The 16,662-nt window shown below is 70.7% G+C and carries 22 protein-coding genes; 12 read left to right on the top strand and 10 right to left on the bottom strand.

Annotation, left to right across the window (positions count from 1 at the left end; translation table 11 throughout):
* Positions 1-81: 81 nt before the first annotated feature.
* Entirely contained in the window at positions 82-1,677 is a 1,596-nt protein-coding gene (locus ACIPY5_RS09455; protein WP_400969633.1) for an ATP-binding protein, read from the top strand.
* Positions 1,674-2,351, top strand: a complete 678-nt coding sequence (locus ACIPY5_RS09460; RefSeq protein WP_400969636.1) for a response regulator — start codon at positions 1,674-1,676, stop codon at positions 2,349-2,351. The genes ACIPY5_RS09455 and ACIPY5_RS09460 overlap by 4 nt, the downstream gene beginning before the upstream one ends.
* 66 nt (positions 2,352-2,417) lie before the next feature.
* Here ACIPY5_RS09460 and ACIPY5_RS09465 read toward each other — a convergent pair whose 3' ends face one another.
* Together ACIPY5_RS09465 and ACIPY5_RS09470 are read right to left on the bottom strand one after the other, a co-directional pair.
* Positions 2,418-3,761, bottom strand: coding sequence for a chaplin family protein (locus ACIPY5_RS09465; protein WP_400969639.1), 1,344 nt, complete (start codon positions 3,759-3,761; stop codon positions 2,418-2,420).
* Positions 3,762-3,844: 83 nt separating this feature from the next.
* Positions 3,845-4,939: a hypothetical protein gene (locus ACIPY5_RS09470; RefSeq protein ID WP_400969642.1), complete on the bottom strand. Its 1,095-nt coding sequence runs from the start codon at positions 4,937-4,939 to the stop codon at positions 3,845-3,847.
* A 154-nt stretch (positions 4,940-5,093) separates the two neighbouring features.
* Here ACIPY5_RS09470 and ACIPY5_RS09475 point away from each other — a divergent pair, with 154 nt between their 5' ends.
* The 3 genes from ACIPY5_RS09475 (at position 5,094) to ACIPY5_RS09485 (ending at position 8,431) form a co-directional block, all read left to right on the top strand.
* Positions 5,094-5,846: a SecDF P1 head subdomain-containing protein gene (locus ACIPY5_RS09475; protein ID WP_400969644.1), complete on the top strand. Its 753-nt coding sequence runs from the start codon at positions 5,094-5,096 to the stop codon at positions 5,844-5,846.
* A gap of 467 nt (positions 5,847-6,313) precedes the next feature.
* Positions 6,314-7,699: a replicative DNA helicase gene (gene dnaB / locus ACIPY5_RS09480; protein WP_400969647.1), complete on the top strand. Its 1,386-nt coding sequence runs from the start codon at positions 6,314-6,316 to the stop codon at positions 7,697-7,699.
* 69 nt (positions 7,700-7,768) lie between these two features.
* On the top strand, positions 7,769-8,431 hold the full coding sequence (locus ACIPY5_RS09485; protein WP_400969650.1) for a DUF6518 family protein: 663 nt from the start codon (positions 7,769-7,771) through the stop codon (positions 8,429-8,431).
* 39 nt (positions 8,432-8,470) lie between these two features.
* On the opposite strand, the gene ACIPY5_RS09490 is transcribed toward ACIPY5_RS09485, so the two are convergent.
* Entirely contained in the window at positions 8,471-8,842 is a 372-nt protein-coding gene (locus tag ACIPY5_RS09490) for a nuclear transport factor 2 family protein (RefSeq protein WP_400969653.1), read from the bottom strand.
* Positions 8,843-9,022: 180 nt separating this feature from the next.
* Between ACIPY5_RS09490 and ACIPY5_RS09495 the strand changes: the two genes are divergently transcribed.
* On the top strand, positions 9,023-10,069 hold the full coding sequence (locus ACIPY5_RS09495; RefSeq protein ID WP_400969655.1) for a hypothetical protein: 1,047 nt from the start codon (positions 9,023-9,025) through the stop codon (positions 10,067-10,069).
* Positions 10,070-10,133: 64 nt separating this feature from the next.
* Here ACIPY5_RS09495 and ACIPY5_RS09500 read toward each other — a convergent pair whose 3' ends face one another.
* Positions 10,134-10,427, bottom strand: coding sequence for a hypothetical protein (locus tag ACIPY5_RS09500; RefSeq protein WP_309357318.1), 294 nt, complete (start codon positions 10,425-10,427; stop codon positions 10,134-10,136).
* 2 nt (positions 10,428-10,429) lie between these two features.
* A complete protein-coding gene (locus ACIPY5_RS09505; protein ID WP_400969658.1) occupies positions 10,430-10,753 on the bottom strand; it encodes a YciI family protein in 324 nt (107 codons plus the stop codon).
* Positions 10,754-10,873: 120 nt separating this feature from the next.
* Between ACIPY5_RS09505 and ACIPY5_RS09510 the strand changes: the two genes are divergently transcribed.
* Positions 10,874-11,521, top strand: coding sequence for a winged helix-turn-helix transcriptional regulator (locus tag ACIPY5_RS09510; RefSeq protein ID WP_400969661.1), 648 nt, complete (start codon positions 10,874-10,876; stop codon positions 11,519-11,521).
* A gap of 9 nt (positions 11,522-11,530) precedes the next feature.
* On the top strand, positions 11,531-11,890 hold the full coding sequence (locus ACIPY5_RS09515) for a DUF1801 domain-containing protein (RefSeq protein ID WP_400969664.1): 360 nt from the start codon (positions 11,531-11,533) through the stop codon (positions 11,888-11,890).
* A gap of 18 nt (positions 11,891-11,908) precedes the next feature.
* Here ACIPY5_RS09515 and ACIPY5_RS09520 read toward each other — a convergent pair whose 3' ends face one another.
* On the bottom strand, positions 11,909-12,559 hold the full coding sequence (locus tag ACIPY5_RS09520) for a DUF2461 domain-containing protein (RefSeq protein ID WP_400969667.1): 651 nt from the start codon (positions 12,557-12,559) through the stop codon (positions 11,909-11,911).
* 1 nt (position 12,560) lies between these two features.
* Positions 12,561-12,935: a TfoX/Sxy family protein gene (locus tag ACIPY5_RS09525; RefSeq protein ID WP_309357325.1), complete on the bottom strand. Its 375-nt coding sequence runs from the start codon at positions 12,933-12,935 to the stop codon at positions 12,561-12,563.
* Positions 12,936-13,075: 140 nt separating this feature from the next.
* Here ACIPY5_RS09525 and ACIPY5_RS09530 point away from each other — a divergent pair, with 140 nt between their 5' ends.
* The 4 genes from ACIPY5_RS09530 (at position 13,076) to ACIPY5_RS09545 (ending at position 15,346) form a co-directional block, all read left to right on the top strand.
* Positions 13,076-13,642 (top strand): dihydrofolate reductase family protein, encoded by a 567-nt coding sequence (locus ACIPY5_RS09530; RefSeq protein WP_400969671.1) that lies wholly within the window; start codon positions 13,076-13,078, stop codon positions 13,640-13,642.
* Positions 13,643-13,720: 78 nt separating this feature from the next.
* On the top strand, positions 13,721-13,876 hold the full coding sequence (locus tag ACIPY5_RS09535; RefSeq protein WP_400969674.1) for a hypothetical protein: 156 nt from the start codon (positions 13,721-13,723) through the stop codon (positions 13,874-13,876).
* 137 nt (positions 13,877-14,013) lie between these two features.
* Positions 14,014-14,958: a Dyp-type peroxidase gene (locus ACIPY5_RS09540; protein WP_400969677.1), complete on the top strand. Its 945-nt coding sequence runs from the start codon at positions 14,014-14,016 to the stop codon at positions 14,956-14,958.
* 13 nt (positions 14,959-14,971) lie between these two features.
* On the top strand, positions 14,972-15,346 hold the full coding sequence (locus ACIPY5_RS09545; protein ID WP_400969680.1) for a DUF488 domain-containing protein: 375 nt from the start codon (positions 14,972-14,974) through the stop codon (positions 15,344-15,346).
* A gap of 79 nt (positions 15,347-15,425) precedes the next feature.
* Here the strand turns inward: ACIPY5_RS09545 and ACIPY5_RS09550 are convergent, their stop codons facing one another.
* The 3 genes from ACIPY5_RS09550 to ACIPY5_RS09560 are packed head-to-tail and all read right to left on the bottom strand — an operon-like array spanning position 15,426 to position 16,655.
* Positions 15,426-15,596, bottom strand: a complete 171-nt coding sequence (locus tag ACIPY5_RS09550) for a hypothetical protein (protein ID WP_309357330.1) — start codon at positions 15,594-15,596, stop codon at positions 15,426-15,428.
* Positions 15,597-15,627: 31 nt separating this feature from the next.
* The gene (locus ACIPY5_RS09555; RefSeq protein WP_400969684.1) at positions 15,628-16,212 is read right to left on the bottom strand and encodes a putative immunity protein; all 585 of its coding nucleotides are present in this window, start codon (positions 16,210-16,212) and stop codon (positions 15,628-15,630) included.
* Complete coding sequence (locus ACIPY5_RS09560; protein WP_400969687.1) at positions 16,209-16,655, bottom strand: DUF6194 family protein; 447 nt, start codon at positions 16,653-16,655, stop codon at positions 16,209-16,211. Before ACIPY5_RS09560 ends, ACIPY5_RS09555 begins: the two co-directional genes overlap by 4 nt.
* Between the last annotated feature and the right edge of the window lie 7 nt (positions 16,656-16,662).

Genomic DNA, 16,662 nt, shown 5'->3' on the forward strand with positions numbered 1-16,662 from the left:
CTCGCCCAGCGCACGAGCGGCGCCCTCGCGGAGACTCCCTTCTCCGGAGGGCGCCGCATCCCCGCGTGGGACACTGGTCACGTGCGTCGATCGATGTCGTTGAGCACGCAGCTGCTGGTGCTGCAGATCGCCATCGTGCTCGTCATCGTCGCAGGGACCGGCGCTGTCGCCGCCGTCCTCGCTGCCCAGGCGAACCGGGACGCCTACCGGGACCGCATGGTCGCGATCGCGCAATCGGTCGCCGGCCTGCCCACGGTGGTGGAGGCGCTGCTGGCACAGGATCCCCAGGGTCAGATCCAGCCGATCGCGGAGGCCGTGCGGAAGTCGTCCGGGCTCAGCTACGTGGTCGTGACGGACGATCACGGCATCCGCTACTCCCACCCGAATCCGGACCGCATCGGCGAGATGGTCTCGACGGATCCCTCGGTCGCGCTCTCCGGAAAGGTCCAGATCGAGACGCAGACGGGCACGCTGGGCGAATCCTGGCGCGTGAAGGTCCCCCTGCGCGGGCCGGACGGCGCGGTGATCGGGATCGTCTCGGTCGGGATCTTCGAGGTCGATCTCCAGGCGCAGTTCGTCGACGACCTCCCCGGCCTGATCATCGCGCCGATCGCCGCCGCCGTCATCGGCGTGATCGGCTCGGTCTGGATCGGCTGGCTGCTGCGCCGGCGCATCTACGGCCTCGAGTCCGAAGAGATCCGCACGATGCTGGACACCAGGGAGGCGATGCTGCACGGCATCCAGGAGGGCTTCATCGCCGTGGATGCGGACGGCCGGCTCGTGGTGGTCAACGACGCGGCCGCACGGCTTCTCGGCGTGGAGTCGGACCAGATCCTCGGCAAGGACGCGGCCGAGGTGCTCGACGAGGAGCTGGCGGGGTTCCTGCTCTCCGGCGAGACCGCGGAGACTCCTGTGCTCTCGGGCGAGCGCGTGCTCGTGGTGCACGGCGCCGCGGCGCGCGTGAAGGATCGCGACGTCGGGCACATCGCGATGCTCCGCGACCGCACCGAGCTCGAGGAGACGCTGCGCGATCTGAGCGGCGCGCGCAGTCTCGCCGATGACCTGAGGGCGCAGTCCCATGAGTTCTTCAACACGCTCCAGGTGCTCAGCGGCCTGCTCGAGACGGATCAGACCGACGCCGCGCTGTCGTTCATCCACCGCGTCGGCGGAGGCGGGGCTCTGCCCGCGGGGCAGCTGCTGCACGGCATCGACGACATCGAGGTCTCGGCGCTCGTGCTCGCCAAGTCCGCACGGGCGCAGGAGCTGGGGATCGATCTGGTCGTGGATCCCGCCTCGCATCTGCGCGAGGTCGAGCAGGACGACGACCTGTTGACGATCGTCGGCAACCTGCTCGACAACGCGATCGAGGCCCTCGAATCCCGGGGCGGGCGCGTGGTGCTGCGGATCAGCGATGACGTCGCGCCGGACCGGATCACGGTGAGCGTCGACGACGACGGCCCCGGGGTCCCGGCGCACCTGCGCGACGCGGTCTTCGAGATGGACGTCTCGGACAAGGGATCCGTGCCGCGCAAGGAGAGGCGGGGCATCGGGCTCACGATCGTCAAGCGCGTGGCGCAGCGGCTGGGCGGCACGGCGGTCGCCGAGGCCTCCGTGATCGGGGGCGCGCGCTTCGTGGTCGATGTGCCATGGGCGTTCGAGGCGGGGTCGCCGCGATGAGTCCCGCACGGGTCGTGATCGTCGAGGACGATCGGATGCTCGCCGCCCTCAACGCGACGCTGGTCGACGCCCATGCTGGCTTCGAGGTGGTCGCGGTCGCGCACACCGCGTCGGCGGGCCTCAGGGAGATCGAGCATCATCGCCCCGATCTGCTGCTGCTCGACGTGTACCTCCCCGACCTGAACGGCCTCGAGCTGCTGCGCCGGCTGCGGACCACACGCACCGACGTGGAGGTGATCGCGGTGACCGCGGCCCGCGATCTCGAGACGGTCCGCCGCGCGCGTGTGCTCGGTGTACGTCACTATCTGGTGAAGCCCTTCACGAAGGTCGATCTGCACCGCAGGCTGAACGAGGTGCAGCGGGCGCTCAGCATGACGGCGGGGGACGTCGACCTCGATCAGCGCGCGGTCGATCTGATGCTGGGCGGCGGATCCGATGATGCCGCGGCAGCACCCAAGAACCTCTCCGCCGCGAGTCTGCAACGGGTCGCGACGCTCCTCGACGACGCAGAGGGGGACATGTCGTCGGCGGAGATCGCCGACGCCCTCGGGATGTCGCGGGTGAGCGCGCGCCGCTATCTCGACCATCTCGCCACGATCGGGCAGGCCGAGGTCGCCCCCCGCTACGGAGCGGTGGGGCGACCGGAGAATCGCTATCGCGCGATCCGCCGCTAGCGCTTCCGCGGACGCTCACGGCGGTGCGGCGGCCACCCCTCCTGGGCCGTCGCGCCGCCGAACCGGTCAGCGGGTGAGCGTGCGCCGCGTGAGGATGCCGCCTCCGATCATCATGAGCAGCAGCGCCGCCAGGACCAGCGGTGCCGGGGACGCCCCGCCCGTCTGGGCGAGACCCGGGCCGCTCTGCGCGGCCATCAGGTGCGACACCGGGACGAACGCGGCTCCGTGACCCCCCGGGGTTCCGGGCGTTCCCGGGGTGCCGGGAGTGCCGGGAGTGCCGGGAGTTCCGGGCGTTCCCGGGGTTCCGGGCGTTCCCGGGGTTCCGGGGGTTCCGGGGGTTCCCGGGGTGCCGGGCGTCGTCGTGGTGCTGGTGCTGGTGCCGACCACGGCGATCGCGTTGCCGCCGATCGTGATCGGCACGGTCACCGGCAGCACGAGCTGGGTGCCGCCGAGCAGCGATCCGATTCCCGACGTCGTCGGTTCGGAACCACCGCCCGAGCCGCCCGTTGCGGGTGCGGATCCGGTGGTGCTTGCCGTGCTGCGGCCGAGCACCGCGAGCGCATTGTCTGTGGCGGTGACGGGTGCGGTGACGGGGGCGATGATCTGGGTGCCTCCCAGGATCGCGTCGTCGCCGCTGGTGCGCGGCCCGGTGCCGGTCGGGGCGCTCCCGCCGACTGCGGGTGCGGATCCGGTGGTGCCGGCCGTGCTGCGGCCGAGCACCGCGAGGGCGTTGCCGACGGCGGTGACGGGTGCGGTGACGGGGGCGATGATCTGGGTTCCGCCCAGGATGGCGTCGTCGCCGCTGGTGCGCGGTCCGGTGCCGGTCGGGGCGCTTCCGCCGGTTGCGGGTGCGGATCCGGTGGTGCTTGCCGTGCTGTCGCCGAGCACGCTCACGGCATTCCCTGTGATCGTGATCGGCACGGTCACGGGGACGATCGCCTGGGTGCCCGAGAGGACCCCGTCGTCGCCGCTCGTGGTCGCGGCCGGTGCCGGAGGCGTCGTCGTCGCGGGAGGCGCGGCCGGTGCGGCGGCGGGTGCCGTCGCCGTGCTCTGCGACTCGCCCAGCACGCTGATGGCGTTGTCCGCCACGGTGATCGGCACGGTCACGGGGACGATCGCCTGCGTGCCCGATCCGACGCTGTCGTCACCGGACGTCGTGGCCGGTGCAGGCGCGGGTGCGGGGGCAGGCGCCGGCGCGGCCGGGCCGGTCGCCGTCGAGACCCCGAGGACCGAGATCGCATTGCCGGTCACGCTGATGGGGATCGTGATCGGCGCGACGACTTGCGTCCCGGATCCGATCCCGTCGTCTCCTGAGGTGTGGTCGGCCGCGTTCGCGGCCGTCGCGCCGAGCAGGGTGATCCCGCCGGCGATGAGCGTGCCCCACAGGGCATGCTTCACGAAAGTGCGCATGGTGCTTCTCCTGACTTCGAATCGATGGGGGGAACGCGCGGAATCGCGCGTCTGCTGCTGCCGCGAAGGTAGCCCGGATCGACTCAGTCAGGAGAGACGTCGGTGGCGAACACCGGGGAGGAAGGCAGGGCGTCGTCGGCAGCGCCGCCGGCGGGCACGGAGAGCCCGGGCGCGGCGGTCGTGAGAGCCGAGAAAGCGGCGAACCACGGAGCCGCGCCGCCGCCGGTTCCGGCGGAGGACGAGGAGGTCCCCGCGCCGACGGGAGCCGCCCACGGATCGGGCGCGCTCGGAGTTGTCGGCGCGGACGGGGGCGAGGCGGCGGAGTGCGGAGGGCCGGAAGCGGGCAAGGCGTCGCGGAGCGCGCCGACGGTTCTGTCGATGCTCCGCACCGGCGGTCCTGCGGCGGACCCTGCCACCACGCTCGTGATCGGCGGCGGGAGTGCCGACGCGGAGGCGAGCGGAGTCGAACCCGGCATGCCAGGATCAGCCGCGCCGCCGGGCTCGGTCGGCGGAACGACCGGCGGAACGGTCGGGCTCACCGCGCCCAGCACGGGAGCGAGGGATCCGGTCACGTGGTCGACGGCCCCGCTGACCCTGTCGATCACCGCGGGGAGGCCGAGCTGTGTTGCCACCTCGCCCACGACGGGGACCGATGTGAGGGCGGTGACCACCGGGGCGGTGAGCGACGAGACGGGTGACGACCCGAGGGCCGTCGACACGGGGGCGAGCGCATTCGGAACGGCGGTCGAGACGGTGCTCCCGAGATCCGACACGGCGTTCGCGATCTGATCCGCGACGACCGGGGTGGAGGAGGCGGCATCCGCGAGCGCGGACCCCACATCCTGTACGACGCCGGATGCGGATGCGGATGCGGGGCCAGCGGACGTGCTGGAAGAGCCCGTCGCGGGGGCGATGGCCTGCACGGCGCTCTGCACGGGAGTGACGACGCTGTCCACCGTCGCGGCGACTGCGTTCACGGTCCCGCTGACGGCGGACGTCACCGCGGACGAGGCATTGCCCACCACCCCGCCGGCACCGTCGAGCAACCCTCCCGAGTCGTCCGCGTGCGCGGATGAGGATCCGAGGATCACGGAGAGCGCGGCCCAGCCCAGGGCGAGGAAGGCGCCGGAGAGCAGACCGACACGGAGCCGGTGACCGGTCGAAGCGGTCACGTCCACGGTCACCTCCTCCAGAACCCCAGAAACAATGCGAGGACGACGTCGCTTGGCGCCGACTGTACGCCCGTCGGCGGTGCACGTCCAGGGGTCTGCCGAGCTCTTTCGAGACCGCGCGCTCCAGGGATCTCCCCGACGCCGGGTTAGGCTCCGGAGCATGAGCCGCTCGATCCGTTCCTGCGTCCTCGTCGCCGCGGTCGTCCTGCTCGCGTCGGGCTGCAGCGCCTTCCCCTTCGCGGCGCCGGCGCTGTCGGACGAGGTCGTGCTGAGCGTTCCGAGCGGTGAAGCAGGTACGGTCGCCGAGCAGCTGGGGCATCGCCTCGACGTCGCCCAGATCACCGAGCACAGCATCAGCACCGACGGCGATACGGTGACGGTGCGCTACAACCCTCCGCGGAAAGGCGGGAAGCCGACCGCCGTGAGGCCGGAGCTCTTCCAGGCCGCGGGGGTACTCGGGATGAGGCCTGTCGTCGCGGTGGCGGCCGGTGCCTCCGCGTCCGACTCCGCGTGCACGGCCGATGCCGCGAGCTGCACTGCCGAGACCGCGTACAGGGAGATGCTCGAGCTGGGACGATCGTTCGTCACGAACAAGCATCTGCGCACGGCGCAGCCCGTCGATGCGCAGGGGCAGTGGGCCGTGCAGCTCGACTTCACGAAGGACGGCGCGGCAGCGCTGAAGACGCTGACGGATGCGGTCGCCTGCCAGGACGATGCATCGCTGCAACGGTTCGCGATCCTCGTCGACGGGAAGATCCTCACGGCTCCCCAGCTCGCACTCGAGTGCGGGGCGTCCCTCGGGGAATCGGCGCAGATCGCCGGCGGTCTCGACCGCGATGACGTCACCCAGCTCGCGGCGCTGCTCAGCACGCCGTTGCCGGAGGGCGTGACCGTGGTGTCGTCGAGGCCGTGAGCCGCACCGCCACCTGAGCGGGTCTCCGCACTCGTGCGCTCGGATGAGCGGCGCCACACCCGCCGAAAAGCCGACTTGACAAACTGGTGGACGCGTGGGTGTTGTCCCCAAGTTGTGCACATCCGACCATCCGTGGCGTGAACCTTAAACACTCGGTTGAACCAGGATTCCATCCACAGGCTGGGGAATAGGAAAAGTGCTGGTCCTGGGCGAATAAATAGTCAGGCGTCGCAACCCTCCCCACAGTTATCCCCAGGTGTTCTGCACAGACACTCCAGAGTTTCCCGCAGACTCTCCACAGAGTTATCCACAGGCACTCTTGCATGGGGAGAACGGTGCTTCTAGCGTTGTCGAGCATCCCGATGTCGGACCTTGGTGATGTGCTTTGTGCGGCGGGGATCATCCCGCCCCGAGCATGGATCCGACAGGGATGTGCTCGGCAGTCGGTGGAGAAGAAGGGGGCGCGCGTGTCGATCGCGGACATCGCGGAGGAGCGGCTCGGTTCAGGGCGCGGTCCCGAGCGGACCCCGCCGCACGACCTCATGGCCGAGCAGAGCACCCTCGGCGGCATGCTGCTGTCGAAGGACGCGGTCGCCGACGTGATCGAGTCGCTGCGCGGATCCGACTTCTACATCCCCAAGCACGAGCTGATCTTCGACGCCGTGCTCTCGCTGTACTCGCACGGCGAGCCCACCGACGTCATCGCCGTCACGGATGAGCTCATCAAGACCGGCAACCTCTCGCGCGCGGGCGGGGCCGACTACCTGCACTCGCTGACGTCGATCGTGCCGACCGCCGCCAACGCCGGCTTCTACGCCGGGATCGTCTCGGAGCGCGCGATCCTGCGCAAGCTCGTCGACGCCGGCACCCGCATCGTGCAGATGGGGTACGACGGCCAGGGCGACGCGACCGACCTCGTCAACACCGCCCAGGCCGAGATCTACTCCGTCACCGGCACCGAGACCGCTGAGGACTACGTGCCGCTCACCGTCGCGGTCGATGCCGCCGTCGAGGAGATGGAGGCCGCGAGCGGCCGCGACGGATCCATGACGGGCGTGCCGACCGGGTTCCGCGAGCTCGACGAGCTCACGAACGGCCTGCACGGCGGCCAGATGATCGTCGTCGCCGCTCGACCCGCGATGGGTAAGTCGACGCTCGCGCTCGACTTCGCCCGGGCGGCCTCGATCGGCAACAACCAGCCGTCGATCTTCTTCTCGCTCGAGATGGGCAAGGCGGAGATCGCCATGCGCCTGCTCAGCGCCGAGGGCGCCGTGCCCCTGCAGAACCTCCGCAAGGGCACGCTCGACCAGCGCGACTGGACGACCGTGGCCTCGACCCGCGGGCGCATCAACGACGCGCCGCTCTACATCGACGACAGCCCGAACATGACGCTCGTCGAGATCCGTGCGAAGTGCCGCCGACTCAAGCAGCGCGTCGGTCTGAGGATGGTCGTCATCGACTACCTGCAGCTGATGACGAGCGGCAAGAAGGTCGAGTCCCGTCAGCAGGAGGTCTCCGAGTTCTCCCGTGCCCTGAAGCTCCTCGCGAAGGAGCTGCAGGTGCCCGTGATCGCGCTCTCGCAGCTGAACCGTGGTTCCGAGCAGCGGCAGGACAAGAAGCCCGCGATCAGCGACCTGCGTGAGTCGGGCTCGATCGAGCAGGACGCCGACATGGTGATCCTGCTGCACCGCGACTCCGTCTACGACAAGGACGTGCGTCCCGGCGAGGCCGACCTCATCGTGGCGAAGCACCGTAACGGCCCCACCGCGACGATCCAGGTCGCCTTCCAGGGCCACTTCTCCCGCTTCGCCGACATGGCCAGCGACTTCCAGGGCGGCGGCGACTTCCACTAGTCGGGCTGCCGCCGCGCGGTGAGGGAAACACCAGCGGGCTCTTGCCATTGTGGCCTTGTGGATACGAAGGTGGACCCCGGCAGGGGTGCAAGGCCCGTGAGTGAGCCGGCGTTCCGTTCTGCTCTTGCTGGGCTGGGATGGGTCGGCATCGCGGGAGCACTGGGGTTCCTGTGGGGTGGGGCGACCTCCTTCGCGCAGGGATCCCTGCCGGAGGAAGTGGTGTCGTTCGCGAACTCGGTGTCCGGCTGGACCGTGCCGACGTTCCTCTGTGTCCTCGTCGCGGGGAGGTGGCGTATGCCTCGGACTCCGACGGTCGCCGCGTTGATGGGCATGGCGATGTTCTCCCTGCTGCTTCAGGGGTACGCGGTGGTCTCCACCGCGCGGGGGTTCCCGGACTCGTACGGGCCCGGAACCTTCTTCTTCTGGGCGGCGGTGATCGGCGGGCCCATCATCGGCGTCTGTGCGGCCTGGCAGCGTTCGGAGCACCCGTGGCAGAGAGCCCTAGGGCTCTCCGTCCTTGTCGCGATTCTTCTGGGTGAGGGCGCGTACGGGTTGCTGTTCCTGCTCGGCACCACGAGCTGGGTGTACTGGACCGGGGCGCTCGTATCCGGCATCGTCGTTCTGGGCGCGGGGATGATCTTCCGCGTCACGCGATCGCGCTGGCGGGCCTTGCTCCTGGCTCTCAGCGCTTGCGGCGCCGGCGCGTACCTCCTGCTGTTCTGGCCACGCTGAACCCCTCGTGTCGGCCACGTACGTGTGCGGGCGGCGACGTCAACCGATCGGACTGCCGCCGTGCGGCCGCGCCATGTACCACTCGGTGAACTCTTCGGCGCGCCCGTCCTCGTCGATCTGGACGATCCAGAGGTTCAGGTAGTCGCGCTCCGCGGGGTACTCGGTGCGCCCCTGCACCAGGAACCAGCCCGCGTCCTCGCGGAGGATGCTCCATTCGAACGTCCATGAGCCCGGCTCATCCAGGTCTTCCAGCCACCCCGCCACGATCGCGTCCCGGCCGACGCGGGGCTCGGAGTCGGGGTTGGTGAAGTACCTGGCGTCCGCGCCGAAGAGCGCTCCGATCTGCTCAGGATCGTTGGAGCGCCATGCCGCCACGTAATCCGCTGTCCACTTCGCGCCCGCCGTCGTCATGGATCCTGCCTACCGCCGTCGGGCGCGGGGGTCAATGTCGTCGCGGCCTGCCACGGGCCGCGACGCAACCGCCCGCAGGGGCTGTCCAGGCGCTGCCGGATACCCTCGAAGCGGCGAGTGAAGCCGCACGAAGGCCCATCGGGCCGAGACGACCGTCCACAGACCACCACCGGGGATCCCATGTCGACCACCGAAACTCCACGACCCGACGAGACGCGCACACCGGGTCTCACCCGCCGCTCGATGATGAAGGGCGCCGCCTGGTCCCTCCCGGTCCTCGCGGCGACCGCGGCTGCGCCCAGCCACGCGGCATCGGTCCCCGTCACCCCGCCCTGCCCGACGTTCGACGCCTGCGGTCTGTACGGATCCTCGGGGAGCGTGGTCTTCCGCTACTCGGGCTCGCCCGCGACCACGGGCGGCGGCTTCACGGTCAATGAGAACAGCGGGCCCTTCGCCGGCTCGTACTGGTCGTCGAATCTCGCGTTCGGACCATACGTGTCGCCCGATTGCACCGGAGTCTCGTACGTCTTCTACGGATCGCGGTACAACAACTCCTTCCTCAACATCTACCGCGCCAAGGCGGGGGCGGCCGGTCAGAACCCCACCGTGGAGGTCGTCGGTCCGATCCCCTCGGGTCCGTCCTGGGCGGCCTGGGGCGGAATGGCCTGCGATCCGTTCGGCGACCTGTGGATGATCTCCAACCTCACCGCGCTGTCGACGACGCAGATCGCCCGGGTGACGCCGCAGACCGCGAGCACGCTGAGCAGCACGTTCGTGATGAGCGCCGTCGGGCTCGTCGCCGGCGGACCGAACGCCGCGGTCGCCGCCTCCGGCACGATCGTGCCGGACATCACCTTCACGGGCGACGGACGGATGTACGGGCTGATCTACAGCACGGCGGCCGGCAGCTCCGGGCAGGTCTGGCTCTGCGAGTACCTCACCGACACCTTGACGGCAGGCGGGAAGATGACGATCTCGCCGATCCGGCAGGTCACCGGACCGGCGGCGACGGTCAGCACCTCGAACTACGGGTTCGCCTGGCTCGGGTCAGCCACGACGGCGGACAGCGGCGCGTTCTACGCGGTCAACGGCGGTACCGGGGAGCTCTACCGGATCGACCCCGCAACGGGCGTCTCGGTGAGCGCAGGGACCAAGACCTCGCCGGCCACCTACGACTACGCGGCGACCGATCTCGCCTCGGCCCCCGTCGGGGGCTGCAGCATCTGAGCGCCGCAGACGCGCTGCCGGCCGCCGCTCTGTTCGCCAGAGCGACGGCCGACGAGCGATCGCGTCAGAGGAGCTGGTTGATCTGGAGCGTGCCGCCCCGCGAGACGAAGGGGTGCGATGCGAGCGCATCCTGCACCTCGCCCACGGTGTCGGCCTCGAGGATCGAGTAGCCGCTGAACGCCGGCGCGGGAGCCGGCTCCTGCGCCGAGACATCGCCGACGTGGCTGACCGGCGCGCCAGGATCCACCACGATCGGCCCTGCCTGGGCGAGCCAGGCGCCGAAGGCCGCACGCGCGGCCTCCATCTGCGCCGGATCGGGATGGCCCATACCCGCGTACGTGACCAGGAACCTCGCCATCGTCACTCCATCCCGGGGACGCCGAGCAGCTCGAGGGCCTCGATCGTGCCTCCCCAGGTGAGATGCGGGTGGCCCTCGAAGAGCGCCGTGAGGGCCTCGGGCGACTCCGCCTCGATGATCGAGTAGCCGCCGATGAACGTGGTGGCGCCCGGGTCGGCTCCGCTCACGGTCTGCGTCGGCGAACCGAGGTCGACGATCGCGTCACCGGCGCGCTGCGCCCAGTCCATCCACGCCTTCATGCCCTCGGCGGCAGCCGCAGGATCCTGATCCTGCATCTGCTCCGCGGCGGAGACCCCCGACCGGTACAGCACAAGGTACTTGCTCATTTCGCATCCATTCCTGGTTGGCGGCACGGAGCTCCGTGCCGACCGATGGGCCGCGCGCCGTCATCGGCCGCTAGCATTGGAACTATACGATTCATATAGTTGCTACGAAAGGGCTGAGAAGTGACGTCTCGGAGCTACCGCGAGCTGTGCCCGATCGCGCGGACGTCGGATCTGCTCGGGGAGCGATGGACCGTGCTCATCATCCGCGAGCTCCTGCTCGGCCCCAAGCGCTTCTCGGACTTCCGCGAGCGGCTCCCCTCGATGGGTACCAACCGACTGTCCGAACGGCTCACGACCCTGTGCGACGCCGGCGTCGTCGAGCGTCTCGGCCGTACCGAGGGGTACGCGCTGACGCCCTGGGGGGAGGGGCTGCGGCCGATCCTGTTCGACATCGTCCGCTGGGGCTTCCCGCTCCTCCTGCAGCGCGAGGAGGGCGACGCGTCGCGCGCGGAGATCATCACGCTGGGGCTCACCGCGCTCCTCCCACCCGCGGCGGATGCGATCGGCGTCCGGGAGACCTACGCGTTCTCGATCGACGACGAGCGCTTCCACGTCTCGTTCGAGGAGGGCCGGTACCGCGCGGCGTCCGGGTTCCCGGACGCACCCGCGGATGGCACGGTCACCGGATCGATCGCGGCCTTCCTCGACACGGTGATGGGCGGCGAGGGCGGGGCGGAGCAGCTGCAGATCGTCGCCGATCCGGCCGCGCGCGATCGGATCCTCGCCCTTCTGGGCGCACCGGCCGTGCTGGCGGCCGCGCATGCGTAGGGTGATGCCGTGAGCAACCGGAACCCCGAGGTCGATGCCTGGCTCGCCGCCTACGACAACCCGCAGCGCGATCTCGTCGCGCAGGTGCGGGAGGTCGTCCTGGGAGTGGATCCCGCCATCACCGAGGCGATCAAGTGGCAGGCGCCGACGTTCATCTTTCGCGGCAACATCGCCTCGTTCTTCCCGAAGTCCAAGAAGACCGTGACGCTGATGTTCCACCAGGGTGCGACGATCGCGGATCCCGGAGGCCTCCTCGAAGGGGACGGTGCGGTCTCGCGTGTGGCCCGTTTCGCGGATGCCGCGGAGCTCGAGGCGAAGCGCGAGGCGCTGACCGCGATCATCCGGGCGTGGGTCGACGACCGACGCTGAGCGCCTGCGGTTCGCGTCTCAGCGACGCCCCTCCCTCGTGCTGGCGCCGACGTTCTCGTCGAGCCACCGCACCAGCGGGCGGGCGGCGCGGAGCACCGCGACCACGTGGTCCGCGGCCTCCGGGGAGTGCAGCCAGGGCGTCGTCGGGTCCCAGTGGACCCGGGCGGCGAGGTCCTTGTTCCGGAGCAGTTCGATGCGCGGATGGTCCTTCGCGTATCCGCGTGGGGCGGTGGCCAGGCGATCGTGCGAGGTGACGTCGATGCCCGACGCCTCGAGGTCGCCGATGATGGCTTCGAGTCGAGGGCCCGTCTCGTCGTCGGCGACGGCGGAGCGCAGGCGCGTCAGCTGGTCGGCGGCCAGCATGTGGCACCCCGCGCCCGTGCCGAGTCCGCGGGCGGAGAACTCGACGTAGCCCTGGCCGAGCATGGCTCCGATCGACGTCTTGTAGGGCGACTTGTCGGCGCTGAAGCGGATGTCGCGGTTCGGGCGGAAGATCCGTCCCTCGCCGAACTCGCCGGACAAGTCGTCGAGCAGGGCCTGCATGGGCGCGAGGACCTCGGCGTCGTAGACCGCGCGGTTGCGGGTCCAGTAGTCCTTGCTGTTGTCGGCTTCGAGGCCGATGTAGAAGGCGCTCGCGCGCTCCGACCACCCGGGGAACGTCGCGCTCATGTCAGGCCTTCTTCCTCGGGGCACGTGTCTTGGGCTGCTTGGCCGGAAGGCGCCCGACCTGCTCGAGCGCGGCGGACACCCATTCCGCGGCGCGCTCCGGGTCGCCCCGCCACTCCGGCGGCAGCGCGAGATAGCCGCCCATCGGCCTCTCCGCAGGGCCGAACGGGCCCACGCCGGGGACGTCCCGCAAGGCGCTGAGCGAGTCCTCGTCGACGAGGCGCACGCCGAGATCGTCGCCGAAGAGCCCGGCGAACATGTTGCCGTTCACGAACGCGCCCAGGTTGCCGAACATCGGCTTGACCTCGACGCCGGGTGCCGCAGGGATGACGCTGCGGAAGAAGTCCTTGGAGTCCTCGGACGGTCGCGGGATCTGCATGGCTCTGTTATCTCACGTCCGGCGGGGGAGCGTAACCCGCGGATCCCTTCCGCAGGCGACACCCCCGACCTAGACTCCTGCGCGAAGCCTCCGCACGCACCGGAGATCCTCGGCGCCCCGGCGGAGCTGAAGGAGAAGACATGCAGAACCTGACGATCGACTTCATCTGCTCCCTCGACGGCTACGGCGCCGCGGAGGGCTGGCCCGGACTGTGGGGGATGGGCGGTCCCGAGTACTTCGAGTGGCTCGGCACCGCGCCGGATAAGGACTATCCGATCCTCATGGGGGCGACCACGTACCGCCTCATGTCGGGGTTCGCCGCGGGAGGCGAGGAGGGCGTGGGCGTGCTGGGCGCGATCCCGAAGTACGTGTTCTCCTCGACCCTCGACGAGCCGCTGACCTGGGCGAACTCGACCCTCGTCCGCGACGATGCCGTCGACGTCGTGCGACGGCTGAAGGAGGAGTCCGATCGCCCGCTGCGCACTCTCGGCAGCATCGCGCTCTGCCGCGCTCTGCTGAACGCGGGACTCGTCGACCGGTACCGCGTCGTGCTCTTCCCGGTGATCACGGGCGCCACGGGACGGGATCGGATCTTCGAGGGCTACTCGGACGTGCGGCTCGAGCTCGTCGAGTCGCGCACGTTCGACGGGCGGCTGCAGCTGCTCGAGTACATCCCGACGGTGCTCGACGGACCGCCCGGACGCTGAAACCCATGCGCCGCAGGTCGCGGAGGCGCATCCTGGACTCAGGTGCACGCAACAGCGCGCGAACGCGAGGAGGACCGCATGGGGCACGACAAGAACGACGAACTGCGCGAAGACCGTGAGGACCAGGAGGAGCGTCGACAGCACCATCGCGACGAGACCTTCGCGGAGACCGGCGACGTCGACGACGAGGGATCCCAGGACGAGCGCCGCAAGGAGGGCCTCGACCGGCTGTGACCCTGCGCCGCCACGGGAGGATGCGCCCGGAAGCCGGTCGTGTCGGGCGCATTCCGCCGCCCGTCGCGCTTGAAGCACGCGCGGGCCCGTGACAGGCTGACCCTGCGTCGCGAACGCGCGCGGAGGGGACGGATCCGATGGTCACGCAGCAGGTCGTCGCACCGCCCGCCCGGGCGGCGCTGTTCCTCGTCTTCACGGTGCGCGAAGGGGGCGAGGATGTCGTGCGCGACCTTCTCGCCGACCTGTCCGGCATCACTCGCTCGGTGTCGTTCCGCACGCCGTCCGACCACCTGAACGCCGTGCTCGGCATCGGCGCGCTGCTCTGGGACCGGATGTTCGGCGCGCCCCGGCCGAAGGCGCTGCACCCGTTCGAGGCGCTGCACGGCCCGCGCCATGTGGCCCCCGCGACCCCGGGCGATCTGCTCCTGCACGTGCGCGCCCATCACATGGACGTGTGCTTCGAGCTGTGCCGCCAGGTCGTGGACCGCCTCCGCGGTCATGCCGACGTCGTCGACGAGACGCACGGCTTCAAGTACTTCGACGAGCGAGACCTGCTCGGCTTCGTCGACGGCACGGAGAATCCCGAGGGATCCGCCGCCGCGGCCGCGGTGCTCATCGGCGACGAGGATCCGGACTTCGCCGGCGGCAGCTACGTCATCGTGCAGAAGTACACGCACGACCTCTCGTCGTGGGGCGAGCTGCCCGTGCACGAGCAGGAGAAGGTCATAGGCCGCAGCAAGCTCGAGGACATCGAGATGCCCGATGCGGTCAAGCCGCGGAACTCGCACGTGCACCTCAACACGATCGAGGACGCAGACGGCACGCAGCGCCAGATCCTGCGCAGCAACATGCCGTTCGGCGAGCTCGGCAGCGAGGAGTTCGGCACCTACTTCATCGGCTACGCGGCGGATCCGGAGGTGATCGAGCGAATGCTGCGGAACATGTTCCTCGGCGACCCGCCGGGCAACACCGACCGGATCCTGGACTTCTCCACGGCGCGCACCGGATCGCTCTTCTTCGTTCCCACGGTGGACTTCCTCGACGACGTGCCGCCGGCTCCGGCCGCCCCGGCCGCCCCGTGACAGGAGCCCGGGGATGACGACGAGCGGAGCGCCGCGGGTCAGGGTGCGCCGCATCTACGACCCGGTCGAACCGGACGACGGCGCCCGCGTGCTCGTGGACCGGCTGTGGCCGCGCGGGGTGAGCAAGGAACGCGCCGACCTGCACGAGTGGTGCAAGGACGTGGCGCCCTCGACCGAGCTGCGCCAGTGGTACGCGCACGACCCCGAGAGGTTCGCCGAGTTCGCGCGCCGCTACCGCGACGAGCTCGCGGATCCGACGCGCGCCGAGGCGCTCGACGGGCTGCAGGCGCTCCTGCGGCAAGGGCCGGTGACGCTGCTGACCGCGGCCAAGCGCTCCGACATCAGTGAGGCGACCGTGCTGCAGGAGGTGCTGCGCGGATCCGGGTGACAGGATCCGGGTGACAGGACCCGGCGGGGCGGCCCTCGGCGGGGCGGCCCTCGGCGGGGCGGCCCTCGGCGGGGCGGCCCTACTTCCGGACGTCGCCGCTGTCAGGCTCCTCCTGCTGCTCGAGCGGCTCGTCGGGCTCGAACGAGGCGTCGTCCGTCTCGCTGTCCTCGACCGCGGCGGCGGCCTGCTCCTTCGCCTCCGCGAGCGCTTCGGCCTCGCGCTTCTCCTCGCGTCGCTTCTCTCCGAACATCGCGTCTCCTCTGCATCGGACGGCTTCGGTGTCACCCTACGCCCGGCGCGCTCGGGCGTAGGGCGACTCCGGGGCGAACGTCCAGTGCCTCTTGGATGTCGCGGATGATCGCCCCGAGCTCTCCGGAGGCGAGCAGCCCCTGCCCGAGGGGGCCCGAGCCATCCGTCCCCACCGGAGGGAGTCCGCGCAGGGCCGCCGCGACCCCGTCGGACAACCGTCCGCGCTGCCAGAGGAGCTCTGCCGCGAGCGCCGCCGACCGGTCCTCGGCGGCGGCACCGGCGGCGCGCGCGGCGTAGGCCGCTGCCCCCAGGGCGTGCGCTCCCATGTGTGCGACTCCCGCCGCCTGCGCCGCCGCACGGGCGGCGGACACGGCTCCGACGGAGGACGCGGCGTGCGCGGCCCGGCCGGCGACGAACCGGCGGCGGATCTCGCCCGCCGCATCGAGCTCGCCGCGGGAGAACGCCCGCGCCCTGGCGATCGCGTCGCGCGGGCGGTCATCGCCGGGTGCCTCCGCCTCGAAGAGCGGCAGCACGTGCTCGGCGCAGGTCGCGGCCCACTCCGCCACGAGGCGCCGGTCCGCTTCGGACAGCGACTGCGCGGAGAGCGCCCGGCTCATCGCCCGCTCCGGTCCCGTCGCTCCGTGCGGGCGCGCGCCGCGTCGTGCGCCTCGCGCAGCAGCGCGAGGACCAGCGCTGCGGTCCCGGATCCAGGGTCGACCACGCTCACCCAGCCGGCGTCGCCGTACTGCGGGTGCCGGGCGAGGGCGTCGCTCGCGGCCGGATCCTCGCCGAGGAGAAGCTGCCCGGCGCGCTCCCGTCCGACATGGATGTTGACCCGGAAGCGATCGGGCGCATCCAGGGCCGAGGCCCGGTCGTCGGGATAGTCCTTCGTGACGATCGTCCCGTAGGGCTGGGTGCGTTCCGGCACGGCGCCGTCGGGGGCGTAATAGAAGAACGCGTCGCCCCACGCGATCTCGGGAAAAGGGCCTCCGGGCTCCGGGGCGAGGACGAGGACGCCGTCGAACGTCCTGACATGATCCACGATCTGCTGCATCTCCATCCCTCCA

This window comes from Microbacterium sp. NPDC089698 (assembly GCF_044749045.1).
Lineage (GTDB): Bacteria > Actinomycetota > Actinomycetes > Actinomycetales > Microbacteriaceae > Microbacterium.